Origin of the sequence: Paraburkholderia sp. BL17N1 (assembly GCF_003634175.1) — a bacterium.
Lineage (GTDB): Bacteria > Pseudomonadota > Gammaproteobacteria > Burkholderiales > Burkholderiaceae > Paraburkholderia.
The window spans coordinates 3,188,378-3,208,653 of record NZ_RBIW01000001.1 but is presented as its reverse complement, the minus strand read 5'-3'; the positions used below and the strand labels follow the sequence as shown (position 1 = coordinate 3,208,653).

General features: G+C 60.7%; 13 protein-coding genes and 3 pseudogenes. 8 read left to right on the top strand and 8 right to left on the bottom strand.

The window, feature by feature from the left end:
• The first annotated feature begins 24 nt into the window (after positions 1-24).
• The 4 genes from B0G82_RS14495 to B0G82_RS14480 all read left to right on the top strand — a co-directional run bounded on the left by B0G82_RS14495 (position 25) and on the right by B0G82_RS14480 (position 4,052).
• A complete protein-coding gene (locus B0G82_RS14495; RefSeq protein WP_121307755.1) occupies positions 25-399 on the top strand; it encodes a DUF485 domain-containing protein in 375 nt (124 codons plus the stop codon).
• A complete protein-coding gene (locus tag B0G82_RS14490) occupies positions 392-1,978 on the top strand; it encodes a cation acetate symporter (protein ID WP_121307754.1) in 1,587 nt (528 codons plus the stop codon). The genes B0G82_RS14495 and B0G82_RS14490 overlap by 8 nt, the downstream gene beginning before the upstream one ends.
• A gap of 85 nt (positions 1,979-2,063) precedes the next feature.
• The gene (locus tag B0G82_RS14485) at positions 2,064-2,615 is read left to right on the top strand and encodes a DUF302 domain-containing protein (RefSeq protein WP_241974588.1); all 552 of its coding nucleotides are present in this window, start codon (positions 2,064-2,066) and stop codon (positions 2,613-2,615) included.
• Between the two features lie 411 nt (positions 2,616-3,026).
• Positions 3,027-4,052 (top strand): NADP-dependent oxidoreductase, encoded by a 1,026-nt coding sequence (locus tag B0G82_RS14480; protein WP_116141948.1) that lies wholly within the window; start codon positions 3,027-3,029, stop codon positions 4,050-4,052.
• Between the two features lie 258 nt (positions 4,053-4,310).
• On the opposite strand, the gene B0G82_RS14470 is transcribed toward B0G82_RS14480, so the two are convergent.
• The 3 genes and pseudogenes from B0G82_RS14470 to B0G82_RS14465 all read right to left on the bottom strand — a co-directional run bounded on the left by B0G82_RS14470 (position 4,311) and on the right by B0G82_RS14465 (position 9,510).
• The gene (locus B0G82_RS14470) at positions 4,311-5,516 is read right to left on the bottom strand and encodes an amidohydrolase family protein (RefSeq protein WP_241974689.1); all 1,206 of its coding nucleotides are present in this window, start codon (positions 5,514-5,516) and stop codon (positions 4,311-4,313) included.
• Between the two features lie 426 nt (positions 5,517-5,942).
• A pseudogene (locus B0G82_RS40460) lies at positions 5,943-6,257 on the bottom strand (glycoside hydrolase family 15 protein); the annotation flags it as partial.
• On the bottom strand, positions 6,229-9,510 hold the full coding sequence (locus B0G82_RS14465; RefSeq protein ID WP_121307751.1) for an adenylate/guanylate cyclase domain-containing protein: 3,282 nt from the start codon (positions 9,508-9,510) through the stop codon (positions 6,229-6,231). The pseudogene B0G82_RS40460 and the gene B0G82_RS14465, both read right to left, overlap by 29 nt.
• A gap of 255 nt (positions 9,511-9,765) precedes the next feature.
• Here B0G82_RS14465 and B0G82_RS14460 point away from each other — a divergent pair, with 255 nt between their 5' ends.
• The gene (locus B0G82_RS14460; RefSeq protein WP_277872791.1) at positions 9,766-11,931 is read left to right on the top strand and encodes a SulP family inorganic anion transporter; all 2,166 of its coding nucleotides are present in this window, start codon (positions 9,766-9,768) and stop codon (positions 11,929-11,931) included.
• 169 nt (positions 11,932-12,100) lie between these two features.
• Here B0G82_RS14460 and B0G82_RS40455 read toward each other — a convergent pair.
• The 5 genes and pseudogenes from B0G82_RS40455 to B0G82_RS14435 all read right to left on the bottom strand — a co-directional run.
• Positions 12,101-12,369, bottom strand: a pseudogene (locus tag B0G82_RS40455) (integrase); the annotation flags it as partial.
• 164 nt (positions 12,370-12,533) lie between these two features.
• Complete coding sequence (locus B0G82_RS14450; protein WP_241974583.1) at positions 12,534-13,943, bottom strand: adenylate/guanylate cyclase domain-containing protein; 1,410 nt, start codon at positions 13,941-13,943, stop codon at positions 12,534-12,536.
• Positions 13,944-14,501: 558 nt separating this feature from the next.
• Positions 14,502-14,579, bottom strand: a pseudogene (locus tag B0G82_RS40450) (integrase); the annotation flags it as partial.
• A gap of 152 nt (positions 14,580-14,731) precedes the next feature.
• Complete coding sequence (locus B0G82_RS14440) at positions 14,732-16,039, bottom strand: MFS transporter (protein WP_121307750.1); 1,308 nt, start codon at positions 16,037-16,039, stop codon at positions 14,732-14,734.
• Positions 16,040-16,344: 305 nt separating this feature from the next.
• Positions 16,345-17,088, bottom strand: a complete 744-nt coding sequence (locus B0G82_RS14435; protein WP_121307749.1) for a GntR family transcriptional regulator — start codon at positions 17,086-17,088, stop codon at positions 16,345-16,347.
• 142 nt (positions 17,089-17,230) lie between these two features.
• Between B0G82_RS14435 and B0G82_RS14430 the strand changes: the two genes are divergently transcribed.
• The 3 genes from B0G82_RS14430 to B0G82_RS14415 all read left to right on the top strand — a co-directional run bounded on the left by B0G82_RS14430 (position 17,231) and on the right by B0G82_RS14415 (position 19,802).
• Positions 17,231-18,535 carry an MFS transporter gene (locus B0G82_RS14430; protein WP_121307748.1) on the top strand — a complete coding sequence of 435 codons (1,305 nt, stop codon included), beginning with the start codon at positions 17,231-17,233 and terminating at the stop codon, positions 18,533-18,535.
• The gene (locus B0G82_RS14425) at positions 18,532-19,419 is read left to right on the top strand and encodes an amidohydrolase family protein (protein WP_121307747.1); all 888 of its coding nucleotides are present in this window, start codon (positions 18,532-18,534) and stop codon (positions 19,417-19,419) included. Before B0G82_RS14430 ends, B0G82_RS14425 begins: the two co-directional genes overlap by 4 nt.
• Before the next feature lie 164 nt (positions 19,420-19,583).
• A complete protein-coding gene (locus B0G82_RS14415; RefSeq protein WP_241974582.1) occupies positions 19,584-19,802 on the top strand; it encodes an MOSC domain-containing protein in 219 nt (72 codons plus the stop codon).
• Positions 19,803-20,276: the final 474 nt, after the last annotated feature.

The window sequence follows — 20,276 nt, the reverse complement described above, 5'->3', positions numbered from 1 at the left end:
ACACCATAACGGAGGAGACCCGACATGCAATCGATGGAATCAATCAACGCGGAGTTCGAGAGGCAAAACGTGACGAAAGTCGGATCATCCGGCTTATCGCTCGTCGAGAAGACGCGAGCGCTCGCAAAGTTCCGGAACCGCTTCGTGTGGTCATTGCTTTATACCTCACTGGGAATCTATTTCGGCCTGTTGATCGCGGTGCTGGAGTTTCCCGGCGCGATGTCCCTATCCGTCTATGGTGAACTCAACCTCGGACTGCTCGCGGTAGTCGCTCAGTTTGCGCTCACGATCGCTACCTTCTGGGGCTACTGCGCATGGGCCGAGCGAGTCTACGACCCGAAAGCGGCCGAACTGCTTAAAAGCGCGTTTGCACAATCGAACGGTGATCGACATGAATAATCTGATCAGTCATGGCGGGCTCAGAATCATCGCCTTCGTGGGATTTATCGGACTCAGCCTCATTCTGACCGCATGGAGCGCTCGCCGATCGCGCGGAACCTCCGGATTTTTCGTGGCCGGACGCAATCTGTCGCCGTTTCAGAACGGCCTCGCGCTGGCGGGAGACTTCATGTCCGCCGGTTCGTTTCTCGGTGTGACGGGACTCGTTTCCCTGTTCGGATTCGACGGGATCGTGTATCAGGTCGGCTTTATTGCCGGATGGATCATGATCATGCTGATCGTCGCGGAGCCGGTCAGAAACTGCGGCAAATACACGCTCTCCGATGTGGTCGCACTGCGTTTGCGCAGCTGCGGCGTTCGAGCGGCCACATCGGTTTCTTCGCTGATCATTTCGTTAGCCTATCTACTCGCGCAACTCGTCGGCGGCGGCGCACTGGCCAGTCTGCTACTGCCGATCGGCACCAACGCCGCGATCGTGCTGATCGGCGTACTCATGATCGCGTATGTGCTGTTCGGCGGAATGGTGGCCGCGACTTACGTGCAGATCGTCAAGGCTGTTCTCGTCTGGACTGCCGGCGCGGTGCTTGTGCTGCTCGCTCTCGCCCACTTTTCCTTCGACGTGGGTGCGCTATTCAGTAAGGCACGCCTTTCTTCGCTGCATCCGGCGCAGTACTTTGTGCCGGGCGGCTACTTCAAGGATCCGCTGGATACGCTGTCGCTCACCCTTGCTCTGGCGTTGGGCACAGCAGGACTGCCGCACGTCATGACCCGGTTTTACACGGTGCCGTCCGCCGTCGCGGCAAGAAAGTCCGCGAAAATCGGCCTGATCGTCATGACGTCTTTCGCGGTAATGATGATCGTGCTCGGATTTTCCGCCACCGCCATCGTGGGGCCGGCGGCGATTCTCGCCACACACAGTTCGGGAAACAGCGCCATCACCCTGCTCGCCACGGCACTCGGCGGCGGTGCGGGTTCTGCCGGCGGTGAACTGCTGCTCGCCTGCGTTTCGGCAATCGCCTTCGCGACGATTCTTGCGGTCGTCTCCGGCATCATGATTTCCTCGGCCTCGACCATCTCTCACGACATCTTCGGCCAACTCTTCTCGGCGTCTCGCGACAAGGAGCGCCGGCAGGTCGTGATCGCGAAGATCGCCACGATAGTCTTTGGTATCGCCGCGATGGGACTCGCACTGCTCGTCAAGACGTTCAATGTCGCTTTTCTTGTCGGTCTCGCGTTCGCCATTGCTGCCAGCGCAAACTTGCCCGTGATTCTTTTCTCGATGTACTGGCGGCGTTTCACGGATCGAGGCGCAGTGGCCGCCGTGCTCGCCGGCACCCTTTCCTCGATTGGGCTCGTGCTGTTGGGGCCGGCCGTTATCGGAGCGAAAGGCATCATCTTCAAGGATTCCACCCCGCCTTTCTGGCTCTCGAATCCCGGCCTGTTCAGCATTCCGGTGGGCTTTATCGCGGGCTGGATCGGATCGGTCACGACACGCCAAAACGCCGCCGACGCCTCCTTCGATGCGCAGCAACTTCGAATGCTAAGCGGCCTCGGAGCGGAAGCCGCGTCGGAACACTGAGGCGAGAGAGCGCCCTACTTATCTGTCCAACAAGGAGACAACAGTGATTAACCTACGTATTGCCGCTTCACGAGTTGCATTGCCAATGGCCGCCATTGCTGCGATCAGCATGAACATGTTCTGTGCGTCCGCGACGGCGGCGACCGTCGAGGTATCGGAAACAAAGACGATTATCGATCACGTGACCGTCTCTTCCAGCAAACCCTACGCTTCCGTCAAACAGGATCTGGAGAGCCGCCTCGGCCGACTCGACGATCATATCCGCACGCTGCTGAAGCAGGACAAGGTCGACGAATTGCGTGTGGCCCTTCAGAAAGCCGCCGGCAACGACGGTCTTGTGATTCACTACATCGGGCTGCATGGAGATTGGCTCGTGCTGAAAGGACAGCGCAGGAACGGCACCGAGTATTTCACCGGCAATGTTCTCACCGCGACAGAGATGACCAGCGTCAATATGGCGGCGGGACTGTATGCGCCGTTGCGTATCATGGTCTACGAAAACGCACAGGGTGGCACGACGATCGAGTACGATAAGCCGTCGACCCAACTCAGCCAGTTCCACAGCGCCCAGATCGACGTACAAGGCCGCTCGCTCGACGACAGGCTGGCGAAATTATGTGCTTCGGTATTGCAGTAGATCCTCCGGGATCTGACGGGCGAGTGTCCTGACGAAGCGGATATTCGCCATGAGAAAATAGACACTTCCAGACAGATCGTTCTTGCCTTCCGTCCGGATGGACAGCCAACCGCCGGCAGTTTCCGTTTTGAGCAAACCGCGCTGCCGGCCATCCCGCCCGTGCAATCGATGCCGCGATTGGGCCCAGGCGTCGCTCTGTCCAGCGAACAACACGTGGAAGGGGATCTCGCGGCGGGATAAATAATGAGTCGACGGCGGCTGTCCATAAAATTAAAATATTGGCGCACGAAACCAGCCGCCGAAGATCGCTGTCTTGCCTTGTTGAATCCGTCATACCAACATTGCAAACGCCTCGCGCAACTCAATTGAATCGTTCCCACGGCATCGCAAGTCACACCGGAAATCCAATCCATGAACGCACCCTATTCGAATCGCCAATGGTTCTATGTAAAACGTCCCACGAGTCGCGTTGGATCGGAACACTACGAGCTTCGTGAAAGCGAAATCTCGGGACCGTTGGCGGAGAACGAAGTCATCGTCCGCGCGCGCTATATCAGCGTGGACCCGTACATTCGCATCCAGCAGCACGAGCGCAACACGTACGACGTGCCTCATCCTCTCGGCATCGTGCAACGCTCCGGCGTAGTGGGAGAAGTGGTCGAGTCAGCCAGCCCGCTGTTCGCCAAAGGCGACTGGGTGTCGGCCTATTCGGGTTGGCAGTTGTATGCACGGTGCCATCACAGCGAACTGACCAGACTCGATCCGGCAAGCGCGCCAGTTTCCACGGCACTCGGTGTGCTGGGCATGCCGGGGCGTATCGCCTGGTTTGGCCTCACGGAAGCCGGCCGGCCGCGCCCTGGTGATACGCTGGTTGTATCCGGTGCGGCCGGGGCCGTCGGCTCGCTGGTTGCACAGTTCGGCAAGAAGGCGGGCTGCAAGGTCGTGGGCATTGCCGGTGGTCCAGACAAGTGCCGATTCCTGCTCGAAGAACTGAAACTGGATCGCGCGGTCGACTATCGGGAACACAAAACGCACGAAGGCTTGACGAGCGCGCTGCTCGAGGCCACAGGAGGGGTGGACGTTTATTTCGACAACGTCGGCGGCCCGATCACGGATGCCGTGATTCCGCTTATCAAGCGCCGGGCTCGCATTGTGATTTGCGGAGCGATCAGTCAATACGACGGTGGCTTGGACACGCCGGACGTGGGCCCACGATTTCTCCAGCACATGCTCTTTCAACGCGCCACCATCCAGGGCGTGCTGGCGAGAGACTATACCAATCGTATGGACGAAATGGTCGCGCAAGTGGCGCCGTGGGTTAAGAGCGGCGAGATCGTATTCAAGGAGACTTTCGTCGATGGATTCGAACAACTGCCTGCTGCGCTGAATAGCCTGTTCGAAGGCGGTAATGTCGGCAAGTTGCTCGTGAGGGTTTGAGCGAATTCGTTTCGCGCCCGCAAATGAAGCAAGGCGCGCATCGATCACCCGATCCGCGCAGTAATGCGACGCCAGCGCGGGCGTCTCGCAGACAGCGACGGCGCGCTCGCCCTACACCGCGAGTGCGCCATCTTCGATCACACGGCGCTGTGAATCGACAGTGATCACACAGCGGTGTTTGATCAGTACATCGATCCGTGCCCGATTGTTCCTACCCGGATTGCCCTCGCCGAGCATGATCCTTCTGAAGCCGTCACATTACGCCGCACCGACCAGTTCGCCGTTGCGCGCGACGATGCGCCCGTTGGCCACCACCAGCTTGCGCCTGGGCCGGGCGACCACCGCTTGCGCAACGGTTTCCGCGTCGACCAGCACGAGGTCGGCCCTTGCGCCGGCATGCAGCCCATAGTCGCGGAACCCGCAGCCGCGTGCCGCCGCTGCGCTGACGCAATCGAAAGCGACGGCCAGTTCGTCGTCACGGCGCATGTCGTAACGCAGGCCGATCAACATCGCGCGTTCGAGCATGTCAGGCGAGCCATACGGCGACCAGGTATCGCGAATGCCGTCGTTTCCGCCAAAGATAGTGATGCCTTTTTCCCTGCAAATCTTCAATGGCGGAACCGGACGCGACGGCGGCGCCGAGGTCAGGAGCGCCACGTTCAACTGGGCAATCCGTTCGAGCAGCACATCGCGTTCGCGCTCCGGCAGTGCGCCCAGACAGAACGCGTGGCTGACCACAACCTCTCCTTGCATCCCCAGCGCCTCGACACGATCGAGCAGCAGTTTGAAGGTGAATGCGCCCACCTCGCCGGGCTCGTGCAGATGGATATCGATCGGCTTGTGATAGCGCTCGGCAAGCGCGAACGTCAGGTTCAGCGACGCGACTGGATCGCCGTCGATCAATGCCGGATCGAGCGCGCCGAGCACGTCCGCGCCGTCGGCGAGCGCGCGGCCCAACAGTTCGTCCGTTCCCGGACGGCCCAACAGACCGGACTGCGGAAACGCCACAATCTGGATGTCGAGCAGATCGCGCATCGCCTTGCGGGTCTGGAGCACGCCTTCGAGGTAGCGCAAACCCGCGTCGGTATCGACGTCCACATGCGTACGCAGGCGCGTGGTGCCCGCCTCTACGAAGGCACGCGCAAGCGCGAGCGACTGCGCGCCCGCGTCGTGACCCGATTCCTTGCGCCAGCGGCGCTCGTTGTTGATGCGATCGAGCAACGTCGCGCCGACCTCGTTGCGATACCACGGCCTGCCCCAGTTGGTTTTGTCGATATGCGTGTGCCCTTCGACGAAACCAGGCAGCAGCAACGCGCCGCCGCCGTCTTCCACAGCGACGCCCGGTTGCGGCACGAGGTCCGGGCCGAGAGCGGCGATGCGCCCGCCGGCAATCGACACGACCACCGGCTGGCCGTCGGCCAGCCGGACATTGGAAATGACGAGAGAAGATAGCGAAGAAGTCATGTTGATTTGGCAGAAGTAACGATACGGGCTCGGTGTTCGTCCTCTTTGCAGCGGATTGCCAACATGCACCATAGGCAGCGTCTCCCCGAACGGCAGTTGCTGGATGGCCGTCCAGCGGGCCACCCGCAGCGAGCCACGCCAGTTCGACGAACCAGACATCAGATTATCGACGATCTGCAAGGTATCACGCGAGGAAAGCTCGTTTAAACGCGATGCCGACAGAATCTCAAGCGCCTCTCGGTAGGCTAGAGAAGTATCGTGATCCCGCTTGAGCACAAATTCATGGACGTCATTCAGTGAGGCCGGAGCGCACATGGTCATGCCGAGCAAGATACTCATACACGCGGCATCACCACGCGCGCTCTGCAGATAAGCGTAAAGGAGTAACGGCAATGCCTGTCGCGGCCAGCTTTGTGCATACGACGTTTCCAGAAGATGACATACGGGCCGCCCCACCTCTTCGTGATAGCCAGCGTTGAGCAACGCGGTCATCGTGAAACTCGCATCGCGCAGCCGGCAGTAACGGTAGCCCCAGTTCATCTCGCCGCCGGAAGCTTCGGGCAACGAGGTAGTCGGCGCGGCAACGAGCGCACCGCTGTGCCGATGAATCAGCGCCTTCAACGTGGTCACGACTGTCGCCACCAATCGGGAAATGAGCACCTCCGGAAACACCCGCGACTCAATGCGAGCGGGATTGACCTCATGTACCTGGTCACCTGAACCCACAGTGCGACAGCGCATCGTCTATTGCGGGAAGAGAGTGCAGCGCTCCAAGCCTTCGCGCTTCTTTTTTCAGGCGCAGAAGTTCGACGAGCAATGCCGCGACCTGGTTTCCCTGCCCGCAGGCGAGTAGCGCGCGCGCCCGTGCGACGACGAATGCGGAAAACGGCGACGGCTCGCGACGGGCGTACGCCTCAAGGGCCGCAGCATGTGCTGCAGCCGCGTCCCACCATCCGCGCTCGAGACAGGCTTCGATCGCGTCACGTCGAAACAGATAGTGATTGTGGCTCACCGCCCCGGCTGCAAGCAGAGCCTCGCCCTCCTCGATAGCCTGCTTGACGATGGCGACATCGTCGGTCGCGCGCGCGAGCGTGCCCAGATACGACGCGCCGAGGTAGGCCATGCCCGTCTCGCGGCTGATAGCCAGCGCCTGTGCGATATCGTCGAGCGCCTCCCGCCGACGCCCGGCGACCCGATGCAGTTCCGCGCGAAACGCAAGCGCCTCGCCTTCAAAGCGCCTCGACTTCAGTTCGCGCGCACAGTTCAGCGCCGAACCGGCATGCTCCCACGCGCGGTCCCACTGCGCGAGATCGTGCAGGCAATGCCACGCGGCATGATGAGAGACGGCCAGTGCCCGCAGATGCCCGACCTTTTCCGCCGCCGCCACGCTTGCCAGGGCCGCGTCGAGCGCGGTGCTCGCCTTGCCGGCAAACCACGCGGTAATCGCGCACATTGGCAGATTGGCGACCTCTATTCGTCCGAAGCCGTGGCGCTGACACAGCTCGATGCAAAGGCTAAATGCGTCATGTGCACTGATCATCCGTCCACGCATGTACTCACCGTCGCCAAGCCCGCCGAGCGCGGCCGCCTCCTGTTCGTAGTCGCACGCCTCGCGCGCGAGCGCAAGGCTGCGTTCATGCTCTCGCACGCAGTTGTCGCTGTCGCCGCGCGGAAAACAGAGATTGCCGCGCAGAAAGTGAATGCGTGCCTGTTCGCGCGAGAGCCGCTCGGCTGCGGCCACTGCGGCCGCGCAGTCGAGATCGGTCCACGCGCCGTCGAGATCGTCGATGACCCGCTTCACCGTAGCGCGTCCAATCCATGCGTGACAACGTTCTGCATCGGTCGTCGCCGCCGCGAGCGCCGTTTCGAACGCACCGAGTGCCGACGTCATGGCGCCGATGTCATGCAGGATGTTGCCGCGGAGCAATTCGAGTGCGACGCGGTCGGCACAGGTATCCGCTAATGCCAGCCCGCGTTCGACAAGCTGAAGCGCAAATTCATGGCGATAGCCGGCCGCCTGCGAGCGCGCCGCGTCGCAATAAGCACGAGCCGCGTCACGGTCGCCTGCCCGATCGAGATGTTCAGCGCGCAGTACGGTATCGCGCTGCGCAAACCACTGCGCGGCGCGCCGATGTAACTCGCGGCGTTGGCTCTTCAGCAGCCCATCATAGATGGCGTCGCGAATGAGCGCGTGATGGAAGACGAGTCCGCTGCCCTGTCGACGCAGCAGGCGCGCCGTCACCATCGGTTCAAACGTCACATCAGTGCGTTCGAGAATGTGGCTGATGGCCTGCGGCTCGAAGAATTGGCCAAACACCGACGCCGCACGCAAGACGGTCTTGTCGACGGGATCGAGTCCATCCAGCCGCGCTTGCACCAAACTTTGCACCGAACCTGGCACGCCCGTTTCTGCCGTTTTATCTGTGCTGCTGAGCAGTTGTTCGAGAAAGAGCGGATTACCCGCGGCCCGCTTGATGCAGCGCGCCACCACCTCGGTTGCACAGGAAAACGACTCGGCCATCAGGCGGGAGTCGCCGTCGTTCAAAGGGCCCAGATCGAATAGCGAGCACGGCGCGTCTGCCGCTGCGCCCGATGACGAGTCGAGCGGATCGCCCTGCGGTCGCGTTGTCAGGATCAGCACGGCCGCGCAATCCGCCGCTGCCAAGCTGAGTTCGACGAGGTCCTGCAGCGTCGATGGGTCCGCCCAATGAATGTCTTCAACGACGAGCAATCGAGGCTGCACGCGGCTCGCGCGTTGCACGAGCCTGGCCATCACGTCCTGCCGGCCTCGAACGCGCATCGCGTTGTTCATGGCTTCGTAGACCGCCCGGTGTTCGGGCGGCTGCGGCACCTCGATCAGATCGTTGAGGAAAAGCGCATCGCCGGCGTCAGCCAAACCGTCGGCGATGGCTCGCGTCATGGCGAACCTGGCGGCTTCCTCATGGCTCGCGTCGTCGAACGCCAGGAGCCCACGCATAAGTGATCGGATCGCGTCGCGACCGGCTCTTGAACCGAAGTCGAGCACGAACGCCGTGTGACACACGAAGCCTAGTCCGTTTGCCTCGCGCTGAAATTCTTCGACCAGACGCGTCTTTCCGATACCAGGCTCACCCCGCAGACGAACGACGCGGCCGCGTCTCGTCTCCCGGCATGATTCGAGGATCGCCCGAAAATGGCGCAGTTCGTCGCGACGGCCAAAGAGTGGTCGACTGGCAGACGGACGTCGAAGGCCGGTGAGACGCCACACGGGAACGGGCTCGGCGAATCCTTTCACGGCAAGTGCGCCGCGGGCTTCGCACGCGATGCGATCAGCCAGCGGGCGCCACAAAGTTTCCGAGACCAGGATTTCGCCCGGTCCGGCCGCGTCCGTCAGACGCGACGCGAGGTTGACTGTTTCGCCCGTCACGGTGTACTCGCGATGCGCCGCGCTGCCCATGTCGCTTGCGACGACCTGGCCGACCGCAATACCGATGTGACTGGCGAGCGGGCGCACCAGCGTTCGAGACAGATTCGGCATCGCGTCGATGATCGCGAGTGCGGCCCGCGCTGCGCGCTCCCGATCGTTTCCGTACGAACGCGGCGCGCCGAACACCGCCATGACGCAATCGCCGACATGCTTGTCGATGTGCCCGCCATGTCGAACGACGATGTCATCCACCTGCTCGAAGTAGCCGCCGAGCACAACGAGCAATTCTTCCGGATCGAGCACCCGGCTGAGATCCGTATAGCCGCAGATGTCGGCGAAGAGCACTGCGACCTGCCTGCGCTCGTCCGCTCGCGCGACAGGCTGGTCGACAGAAGCCTGTACCGTGGACGACGGTTTCTCCGCTATCGCAGTCAGCAGCCGCTTGCGATGCCCTAGCGAGCGCACGCCGAGCTCCTTCAGGTCCGCATCGCTGAGCTCGCGCAGCATCGCGCCATCGATGTCGTTGTCGGCAAATACCTGCATGTACTGCTCGAGCCCGAGTTCGCGCAGCCACAGTTCGATGTCCATCGCGTCACCGCCGGAACCTGTTTCCCGTTGAGCGCTTAAGAAATACGACGGCGCTCGCCTGTTTCAGTGTAGGCGTTGCGCGCACCGACGGGTGTATGAAGGCCGTTTGACACGCGCAAGGACGACGGCGGATACTGGGTCGCGCGGCGCGCTGGCATGTCTCGGCGCCGCGCGTTGCGGGAGAGCGCCGTGAAGGAAGGTGCCACAGGTTCTGCGTCCGGGTCTGCGTCGGAATTCGCGTCGAACGTCACCGGGCTGCTCGGCGACCTGGCGGCGGGCGCCGTCTCGACGCTCGTCATGCTCTGCTACGCAATGAGCCTGGGCACGCTGGTCTTCAGCGCGGACCTCGCGCGCTATGCCCAACTCGGCGTGCCTACAGCGCTCGTCAGTTGTATCGTCACTGCGCTCGTGATCGCGCTGACCAGTTCGATGCGTCTGAATATCGCCGGGCCGGACAGTAACGCGACGGCGTTTCTCGCGGGTGTAGCGGCGGGCGTCGCCAGCAGCGCACGCGCCGACGGCGGCTCGCCACCAACCATTCTGCTGACCGTACTGATTTCGATCGCGCTGTGTTCGGTGCTGACGGGCATTGTGCTGTTCTCAATCGGTTCGTCGAAGCGCAGCCGTTCATTGCAGTTCCTGCCGTACCCCGTGGTCGGAGGGTTTCTCGCCGGCACGGGTTATCTGCTGCTCGCGGGCGCGTTTCGCGTGCTGACGGGCGCGTCGCCTCAATGGCATAGCCTCGGGCTGCTAGCGCATCTGCACTGGCTCGCATGGACACCCGCGCTCTTCATCGGCGTGCTCACAACCGCGCTTACGCGCGGCTGGCAGCACATTGCCGCACTGCCGATCGTACTCCTGTGCGGAATCGCGCTGTTCTATTTGCTGCTGCATCTCGCCGGACTGTCGCTCGACGATGCGCGCAACATGGGCCTGCTACTGCCGCGTGTGAAACTGCAATTATTCCCCGATCTCCATATCCCTGCGCCGCTCGCGCGCGGCGTGATCGACTGGGCCGCGATCGGCGCACATCTGCCTGAGACGCTCGTCGTGACATCTGCATCGGCGATCACGATCCTGATGAACTCGACGGCCATCGGCGCGGTAACGGGCGAAGACATCGACCTGAACCGCGAAATGCGCGCGGCGGGACTCGCAAACATCGCGAGCGGATTGCTGGGCGGCATGGTCGGCTATCAGTCGTACAATCGCTCGATGCTCAACGCGCGCGCCGGCGCGACGAGCCGAATGGCGGGCGTGTTCGCAGCGATCGCATGCCTCGTTGCGCTCGCTGCGTCACCCGATCTGGTCGCGCTGTTTCCCGTGCCCGTGCTGGTCGGGCTGCAACTCTTCATGGGATTGCGCCTGATGCTGCAATGGCTGGTTGGCGCGTATGCGCGGCTGAACTGGTATGAGTACGCGCTCGTGCCGGGCATACTCGCCGTAGTCGCGTTTTATGGCGTCGTTGCGGGTGTGATTGCGGGCGTGATCGCCGCGTGCGTGATGTTCGCGCTGCTGTATGGACGCGTCAGTTGCGTGCGAATGGAATTCGATGCTACTACGCGTACCTCGACAGTCGAGCGCAGTATCGAAAACGCCGCGCGTCTGCGCGAAGTCGGCGCGCAGCTATTCGGCGTGTGCCTGCAAGGCTTCCTGTTCTTCGGCACCGCCAACTCGATCCTGCAACGCGTGCGCGAACGCCTCGAAGTACTCGACGCATTGCCCGTGCGCTATGTCGTACTCGATTTCGCGTCGACCAATGGCATGGACGCATCGGTATCGATTGCATTCGTGAAACTGCGGCAACTCTGCGCAACGTCGGGTGCGGATCTCGTGCTGACCGCGTTGCCCGTACGCTCGCGCAATCTGCTCGTGAAGACAGGCACGCTGCATTTACGGATACGCGAGTTCCCAACGCTCGATGCCGGTCTCGAATGGATCGAAGATCAACTGCTCGCATCCGATGCAGACACGGATCGCTCCGGCGAGCACGATTTTTATGCGACGCTCGCGCCGCACTTCACGCCGTGCGCGCTGGAGAAGCTGTGTGCATGTCTCGAAGCGTGCGATCTCGATGCCGGGCAGCCGCTGTTCTCGTGTGGCGAGCCGGGCGATGCGATTTATATCGTCGAGCGCGGACGCGTCGCCGTTTCGTTGCCGCTGCTCGATGGCCGGCCGGTGCGGCTGCGCTCGTTCGGTCCGGGCACGATCGTCGGCGAAATGGCCGTGTACACCCAAACGGCGCGAAGCGCCGACGTGATCGCCGAAGCGCCGACACGCGTTCACCGTCTGTCGGTGCCCGCGCTTCTCACGCTCGAACGCGATGACCCGGTCACCGCGCAGCAGTTTCATCGCTTTCTGATCAAGACGATCGCGTCGCGACTCGCAGTCGCCGATGAAGCACTGCGCGCTGCCTGGTGATCGACGCATGAAATGAGGCCTGCCGTCGCGTGCGCGGCCTCGCCACCCACGCCCGCATACTGCGACATCGCGCCCGATGCGGGATGATCGATGCCCATTGGATCGTGCTTTTTCATCTTGCTGCCCTAAGGCATGCACCGGCTCGAAAAGGTGATGGTCGGCGGGTTTTTTTCAGTCCTCGCGCAAAATCCACCCCGCGATACTCCACCGAGTCTGCTCCGTAATTTCGAACTGCACCCGCCGTTGAGTTTTCTGCTGCAAGGACGTCGCACGCGAGACCACGTGGTCTCCTATGCAGATGTCCTGCACTCGCAGCCGCGTCAGGTCGCACGTGTGAAGCCAGCTATCAACCGCCAGGCTGAACAGTGCCAACTCACGAACATTGGACGACATCTGAAGTCTCGTCCGAATCGCCCAGATTTCGCGGAGCTCCAATGGGGTGCGCAGCCACACGGCCGATGGCTATGCGCCAAGCCGGCAGATTGTGCTCTGCACGTATTCAATCCCTTGGGACCATTTCGTGACTTCACGCACAGTTGCTCGACTCAATGACGTTCTTCCCGTCTTCCAACTCAGTGGCGAGACCAATGCGGTGATCGTCATCACCCGGACGCGATGCGATATGCGCTTGCCCTGCCTTGGACGCCGCGAAGTGGAGTTTCGAATTCGACGACAGTGCGGCCAGCAAGGAGGTCACGGACGCCAGGTGAGCTATAAAGCGCTTCCGAGATGCAAATCTCTCCGGCCTCAGCGAGAGACTGCACGCGCGCGGCGACGTTGACGGTCTGCCCGAAATAATCGAGATTGTCGTTCAGCGTCACTGCTAACGACGGCCCGCAATGCGCCCCGATCTTCAGAATGATCGCCGGTTCTCCACGCTCGCGATTGAAGCGTCCGATTTCATCGACAATCCTTAACGACGCGGAAACAGCGTCCGTTGGTCGACAGAAGACGACCATCACAGCATCACCAATCGTCTTTACGATCGCGCCGGAATACCGTTGTGCGACCACCTCGAGCAATGCGAAATGCTGTCTGACTAGCCCGTACGCATTCAGATCGCCGAGGCGTTCGTACATGGCCGTCGAACCCTTGAGATCGGTGAAAACAAATGTCACTTGCCGAATCCCGAGCCCCTCCTTCTCGTCGACGCGTTCCGAGCGGAACAGGCGCCGGAAGGTTTGTCGCGCCACTAGCGTCCCCCCGGAGAGATACGGTTCGAATTCGAGCGGCGGCTTGATGACTTGGGCGACGACCTCAGGAGGCCAATTGATCAGGAGCAGGGACCCGCGCTTGCTTCCCGTATTCCTCACCTCAACGACTACAGGGCCGGGCGGCACAACGGAGAGCGCCGGGGCAAACCGTTGCCCGTCATATCCCACCTGCAACAGTGTCGGCGACGTGACCGGTTCGCCGGCAATCGCAACCACGAGAGCGGCCTGTGTTTCGACATTCACGCCCGACAAGGCACCGGGGCCAAGGTCCGCCTGCAGAGTCGTCGTCGAGCCTGGCGGCAGAAACGTCAGGCCGCGCACCAGACCCCGTAAAAAGTCGAGAAACCGAACTTGCTGGCCGGCGAAACGACCGTCACCGTTAAATCGTAGCTTCCAATGGAAATCATCCACGGAAAGCGACTCGGGATCGTGGAAGGTCAGCCTCCGGAGTTCAGGAGATATAGAAAAGGTGACTTCGATGAAATCGTCCAGGTCGGTTTCGCCCGTAACGTCGCATAGTCCACAGACATAGTGGGTCTTGAGCGTGCGCAACGATCCGAAGCTATTGAGGACCATTCCTGACTGCGGACAAAGAACGTTCCAGTTCATCCCGAACAGTCCGTATCGCGCCGCATGAAGAAAGAGGTCGATGCACTCACCCTCGCCTATGCCGCGATCACGCGCAAACGCCAGCGGGTTGACCCGGTAAACGGACAGATCGTCGCCGCTCCTGATCAGAGTCTCGAGCTTGGAAATGACACGCGGACTCCATGACCTCGCCTGCTCGATCTCGATCATTTTGCGCTCGAGAAACTGATCGTCAATGTGCATCGTCGTGGCCGAGTCAGCGGCAAACAGTCAGACACGATCTCCGTGTCCGTCGCCTGATTTCCGGAATACTTCCAGAGCGTTACTTCTCCTGCATCCCTTCACCTTGCCTACTTCCTGCGCGAATCGGTATAGCGCGAACAGCGACGAATTCAGTTCATGATCGGCCACCTCTTCCTGGCATCTCTACCTGAAGTCGATCCCTTGGACGGCTTTTTCGAGTATACCGCCAACTGACGCATCGCAATCTACGTGCTTGCACTTGGTTTTTGAATTGACAATATTCGTCAGGCCATTTGCGGAACCCCGGCAGCGTGCCCTGTTACGCCGGCTACCATCCGTAGGGTATCGAGGGACAAAAACAAGGCGGCCGCGCTGCACATCAAACTGACGTAGAGCAGTGGAGTTAGCTATCCGGCGAGTTGGGGCGCGAACCGGTCGCTCGAATGACCACTTTGAGTGCACTGTGAGCGGCAGACGTTGGCTGGACAGCGCCCGATGCAGACCACCGTCCGGAGGTACCTCGGTTCAAACTTCAGTCTGCTCTGCCATCTCGAGCGCATCGTCGACCTCGATGCCAAGGTACCGCACTGTGCTTTCAAATTTGAGCCTTGCTACGGAACTGCCGCCAGCCAGCCCGGATGGCTTTAACCGTTCGCGATGTTGAACCTTACTCAGCCTGCAACCGGTCGAAAAGTGCGGCTCGAATAAGTGCACGTTGCATCTGTGCAAAGAGCTCAGGCGTGTCAGCGCTCTCGTCAAAGCGGAACCGTTGACGACGCAAGCGCCGCCTTGCGATGCCCACCGACTGTCCACGCAATCGCGGTCCCGATTGCGAGAGCTAACAGGCATGCAGTCGGAACAAGCATTGGTGCGACATGGCTATGACTAACTTTGCCGACGTACGGCATCAGGTTCTGTGCGAAAAACCCGCCGAGATTGCCGATGCAGTTGATGGCGGCGACACTTGCCGCGGCTCGAGCGCCGGAAAAGAAGCGCGGGGGAAGCGACCAGAAACAAGGGTACAGCAGAGGAATACAGGCGCCACCCACACACAGGGCGACGAAGCGCAACGAGACCGTCGGCAATACGAGGCTGGAGGCAAAACATACAACGCCGATGCCTGCGACCACGACCATTGCTTTTAACACCACCTGTTCACGTTTGAGCTTCCCGGGAAGCCAAAGGAGAAGAATTGTCGCGAGTGCCCACGGAATCATGTTGAGCAGGCCGTTGACGCTCGACGAAACGCCCCAGCTCTTGACCAGCGTAGGCAACCAGTACGTCACACCGTACAGCGACGTCGACATCAGCATGTAGGTTGCTGCGAACATGAGAACCTTCGGGTCAAGCAATGCCGCCCATGGCCGGGACTCCTTTGCTTCCGCGGACGCTTCGCGCGCAAGCGCTGCGACCACAATGTCCTTCTCATCCTGAGAAAGGAAGTTCGCTTCCTTGACGGAGCTCGGTAGATATCTAAGTGCTACGAAGGCAATCAGTATTGCCGGAAGACCGGTGGCAAGGAAGACCCATTGCCAACCCGCCAGTCCCAGTGTTCCGCCCAAGGAAAGGAGCAGCCCTCCGACCAGCGCGCCAAGCATGTTTGCCAGCGAACTACCGAGGGTAAAAAGGCCAAGCACACGTGTCCGGTAGCTTTGAGGAAACCACTGCGTCAAGTAGTAAATGACGCCTGGATAGAACCCCGCTTCAGCAACGCCAAGTGCAAACCGGAACGAATAAAAAACTGGCAGGGACCGTGTGAACGCCATTAGCACTGTAACGATGCCCCACGTAATCATGATGCGAGCGAGCCACGTCCGGGCCCCGAAACGATGAAGCGCCAGTGTGCTGGGCACCTCGAACAGGAGGTAGCCAATGAAAAACAGCGACGCTCCAAGGCCATACGCGGCTTCCGTCATGCCGAGTGCCTGAACCATTTCCAGTTTCGCGAAGCCGACGTTCTGCCGGTCGATGAATGCGATGAGAAACATGACAATCAGCAGCGGCATCAGCCGCCATGCCATTTTCTTCATTACCTGCTGCTCACGTGTTACGGACGTAGACATGTTCGTTCCGGTTCCATGCCCGCTGCCGCTCGACTGGCGTTTCGAAAACCGTCAGTCTGACGAAAACAGGCAGATTGATATAGTCATATATATGTTTGTATGTTTGAGGTCGGGCTGCAATGAGGTATAACCCGGACGAGCGCACGCAAGCGAGCTGCGGCCGCAGCTGGCGACCATTGATGTATTCGGCGAACGAGGTGTAGAGCCTGAAAGTCGCGGGAAAATGCGACTCGCCGGGCGACAGAGAGTCAGTTTGCGCTGTCGGTCCCTTTGACGGCACCGAACGCGGCGAGGGAGTCGCGTTGTCAGCGAATATCGACCTGGTACTGGAACGCGGCAGCAGCACCACGCGTGGTGCGCCATTCAATAGGCGTCCCGGCGAAATCGGATGCCACACGGTGCACAAGGATTACCGGGCTGCCAACGTCGATATGCAAGAGCGCTGCATCAGCGTCCGTCGCCTGTTCGACGTTCAGGATCTCGGTTGCGGATGCGACGATTTGGCGGCAAAGCCGTTCGTAAAGCGGATAAAGCAAATCCTCGAAGCTACCAAGGGGCAGCGTCGCCAGCGCTTCGAAACGGCTTCGAGGTAGCCATATTTCTTCCGACAAAACGGGGTGTCCGTCAATCAGTCGTACCCGTGAGAGATGAACAGCCTTCTCCGTCGCCTTCATCCGCAAGGTCGAGCGAACCGTCTCGTTTGGCTTGACGACGTCGCGGCTGAGCACCTTCGCCGTCGGTCGGACCGGCTTCCCGTCAGCTGACTTGAATCGGAAGAAGCGGAACAACGACGAATCAAAGCGCGGGCGCCGCACAAACGTCCCCTTTCCCTGGGTGCGGGTGAGCACTCCGTCGGCTACCAGCAAATCAATGGCTTTCCGAAGTGTGCCGGTCGACACGTTATAAAACAGGCTGAGTTCCGCCTCTGTGTCGATTGCCTTTTCCGGCGCCCACTCGCCCTCCGCGATGCGGCGCACCAGGTCATCGCGTAGCTGCTGGTAGCGCGGCAAACGACCGTCTGGCTTGGCCGAGAACGACTGCATATCCATGATTCATATAGTTGTTCACAGGAGTAGTCACTGTACAACATCTGCAGGGACAAGGGTAAATCCCCAATGACTTCTTCGTCGAGGCGCTTAAACTAAACATACAGTCATATACATGAATATATGAATTTATCTGGAGTCGGCGATGTTCACCTGGTACAAGCAAGGCACACCTGTCGAACGCAGCACCTTCTGGGGATGTTTTGCGGGTTGGGGCCTCGATGCTCTCGATGTGCAGATGTTTACCCTGGCAATCCCCGCAATCATTGCAGCGTACGGCATCGACCACACGCAGGCGGGCGCAATCAGTGGCGTGACGTTGGTGTCATCGGCGATGGGCGGTTGGTTGGCAGGCGCCCTGTCCGACAGGATTGGTCGTGTCCGGACGCTGCAAATTACGATTCTCTGGTTTGCCAGCTTCACGTTCCTCTGCGCCTTCGCCCAGAGTTTTCCTCAACTACTGGTCCTGAAGGCCCTGCAAGGGTTCGGGTTCGGCGGAGAGTGGGCTGCAGGCGCCGTGTTGATGGCTGAGACCATCCGGACGGAACACCGCGGCAAGGCCATGGGCGCGGTACAGAGCGCCTGGGCTGTCGGCTGGGCCGGCGCAGTGCTGTTGTATGCCGCAGCTTTTTCGTGGTTGCCGTCAGACACGGCGTGGCGTGTCATGTTCGGTGTTGGCCTGCTGCCGGCGCTTCTCGTCCTTTACGTCCGCCGCAATCTCCGCGAACCTGTGCGCGTTGAGCCGTCTCGCGCTGAACCAGCGGTTTCTGTGTGGGGGCAAATCGCGCAAGTATTCCAGCCGCGCGTCATCAAGACCACCGTTATCGGGGCGATTCTGGGCACAGGCGCACACGGCGGGTACTACGCCATCATGACCTGGCTGCCGACCTTCCTCTCCAAGGAAAGACATTTGTCGGTCCTCAACACTGGCGGGTATCTTGCGGTTGTTATCGTGGCTTTCTGGTGCGGCTGTATGGCGAGCGCTTACCTGCTCGACCGTATCGGACGGCGTCGCAACATCGCATTTTTTGCATTTTCTTGCATCGTCACTGTGCTCGCCTACGTGATGCTTCCCTTGAGCAACACGGAAATGCTTGTTCTGGGCTTCCCGCTAGGCTTCTTTGCTGCCGGTATACCGTCCAGTCTGGGCGCACTCTTTAACGAGTTATATCCTTCGGACATGCGCGGGACAGGCGTCGGCTTTTGCTACAACTTCGGTCGCATCGCCTCGGCGGGTTTCCCGGTGCTGGTCGGGTACATGAGTCATTCGATGTCGCTGGGAGCAGCGATTGGCATCGATGCCGCAATTGCGTACGGGCTGGCGATGGTTGCCGTGTTGCTGCTTCCCGAAACGCGCGGCAAGCGCTTGCGGCCGTCCGGCGTCGAGCAGGCTTCACAACCGGTCGCCGGCGCCGAATTAGCGCTTGACCATCCCCGGAGCCAGCGATGACCCAGGCACCATCCATCGCGCGGCCACGGCTGCCGCGCGTTGACACGCACGCGCACGTGTTTGCCCGGACTCTGCCGCTGGCGGACGGACGGCGCTACGCACCCGACTATGACGCAACGCTGGACGCCTACCTTAAGCTTCTTGACGAGAACGATATTGGCAATGCCGTCCTTGTCCAGCCCAGCTTTCTCGGCACCGATAACAGCCATCTTTTAAAGGCGCTGACCAGCGACATTAGCCGGCTGCGCGGTGTGGCAGTCGTGTCGCCCGAAATTTCAGAAGACGACCTGCAGCGGCTGAACTGCCAGGGTGTGACGGGCGTGCGTCTGAACCTTGTCGGGCAGACGCTCCCCAAGCTGGGCTCGGCGCCATATCTAACGCTTTGGCAGCAGTTATCAAAACTAGGCTGGCACGTTGAGTTGCACAGGGAGGCGTCGGACCTGGCGCCGCTCGTCAACACTTTGCTGGATGTGGGCTTGCCAGTCGTCGTTGACCATTTTGGCCGCCCTGACCCGGACAGCGGCACGCGCGACCCGGGGTTTCACGACCTGTTGGAGTTTGGACCATCTGGCCGCGTGTGGGTCAAGATTTCGGGCGCCTATCGGTGCTCGGTCCAGGACTCGAGGTTCATGCGCGATGCCACTGACCAGCTCATAGACGCATTTGGCGCCGAACGTCTGATGTGGGGTAGCGACTGGCCACACACGCAGTTTGAACATGCGACGAACTACAGCCAAACGCTTACCGCGTTGCTGGACTTACCTCTTGCGCCCGCGATTGTCGAGGCAATCCTGTGCTCAACCCCGCGCTCGTTTTACGGGTTCGACAAAGACCCCGTGAGGGATATTGTCCCGGCGGCACCGACTTCCCAACTCACTTCCTGAGGTCATTCTGCTAGTCACCGGTAGGTTGCACGGCGCCAGATTGCTGCAGTTCGTGGGCTTTCCGACGCCCGAGATTCCGGGTCCGGACGCCAGCGAAGAACAGATTCGAGCGATGCTGAAAAAGCTCGGCATGATTTTCGTCAGGCTGGTTTTCAAGGGCGGTGTTGGCAACACGCGCCAACGTCTATCTCGACGGCGTGCCCGCCTGGGCGGAGCTCAACTGGCTCGGTCGGGAAGTCGAGATTGGCGGGATACGCTTTCGCGGGGCCCTACCGACGCGGCGCTGTGCCGCCATCGACGTCAACCCCGAGACCGCCACACGCGACGCCAATCTGCCGAAAGCGAGCATGCAGCATTTCGGCCATGCCGATCTAGGCATTTAACTTCCCCTTGTCGGGCCCGACGCGGTCTAGCCGAACCCGGAAGATCATCGCAAGCCGCACCGCCAACGGCGGCGAACCTCGGCTGTCGACCCGTTGCGGTCAGTCACGTCCAACGTCGATCAGTCCGCTTCCATCTATAAAACAGACGTACAGGCGGTTTGTCACGGCTTTTCTCACCGTCGCCACGCGTTGGTGTGACGCCATGCAATCACAAATGTTCGCGAGTCAGTGCGAGTGCCGGTACTTGCGAGTTGTGACTGGATCGAGCTAAGTTTCCGACGGCACTTGTGTCAAACCCCTCGATCTTGCATGTTACATGGAGATCCGTGACGGCAGCCGGGTGGGCCGCTTCATGACTCCGAGATCATGTATGTTGGGGTTCCGCTCGCAGGTGGTGATCAGCCGTTCGTCGCCTCGCGGCAACCACATCCAATGCCGATTTCACCATTCAATCCGGATTTCCTTGACAATGGT

Bases quoted from the DNA above. Each gene is read 5' to 3' on its own strand.
- B0G82_RS14440 (WP_121307750.1), bottom strand. From the start codon at position 16,039: ATGTCTACGTCCGTAACACGTGAGCAGCAGGTAATGAAGAAAATGGCA.
- B0G82_RS14425 (WP_121307747.1), top strand. From the start codon at position 18,532: ATGACCCAGGCACCATCCATCGCGCGGCCACGGCTGCCGCGCGTTGAC.
- B0G82_RS14465 (WP_121307751.1), bottom strand. From the start codon at position 9,510: ATGGACATCGAACTGTGGCTGCGCGAACTCGGGCTCGAGCAGTACATG.
- B0G82_RS14435 (WP_121307749.1), bottom strand. From the start codon at position 17,088: ATGGATATGCAGTCGTTCTCGGCCAAGCCAGACGGTCGTTTGCCGCGC.
- B0G82_RS14450 (WP_241974583.1), bottom strand. From the start codon at position 13,943: ATGATCGAGATCGAGCAGGCGAGGTCATGGAGTCCGCGTGTCATTTCC.
- B0G82_RS14430 (WP_121307748.1), top strand. From the start codon at position 17,231: ATGTTCACCTGGTACAAGCAAGGCACACCTGTCGAACGCAGCACCTTC.
- B0G82_RS14480 (WP_116141948.1), top strand. From the start codon at position 3,027: ATGAACGCACCCTATTCGAATCGCCAATGGTTCTATGTAAAACGTCCC.
- B0G82_RS14490 (WP_121307754.1), top strand. From the start codon at position 392: ATGAATAATCTGATCAGTCATGGCGGGCTCAGAATCATCGCCTTCGTG.
- B0G82_RS14495 (WP_121307755.1), top strand. From the start codon at position 25: ATGCAATCGATGGAATCAATCAACGCGGAGTTCGAGAGGCAAAACGTG.
- B0G82_RS14470 (WP_241974689.1), bottom strand. From the start codon at position 5,516: ATGACTTCTTCGCTATCTTCTCTCGTCATTTCCAATGTCCGGCTGGCC.
- B0G82_RS14485 (WP_241974588.1), top strand. From the start codon at position 2,064: ATGGCCGCCATTGCTGCGATCAGCATGAACATGTTCTGTGCGTCCGCG.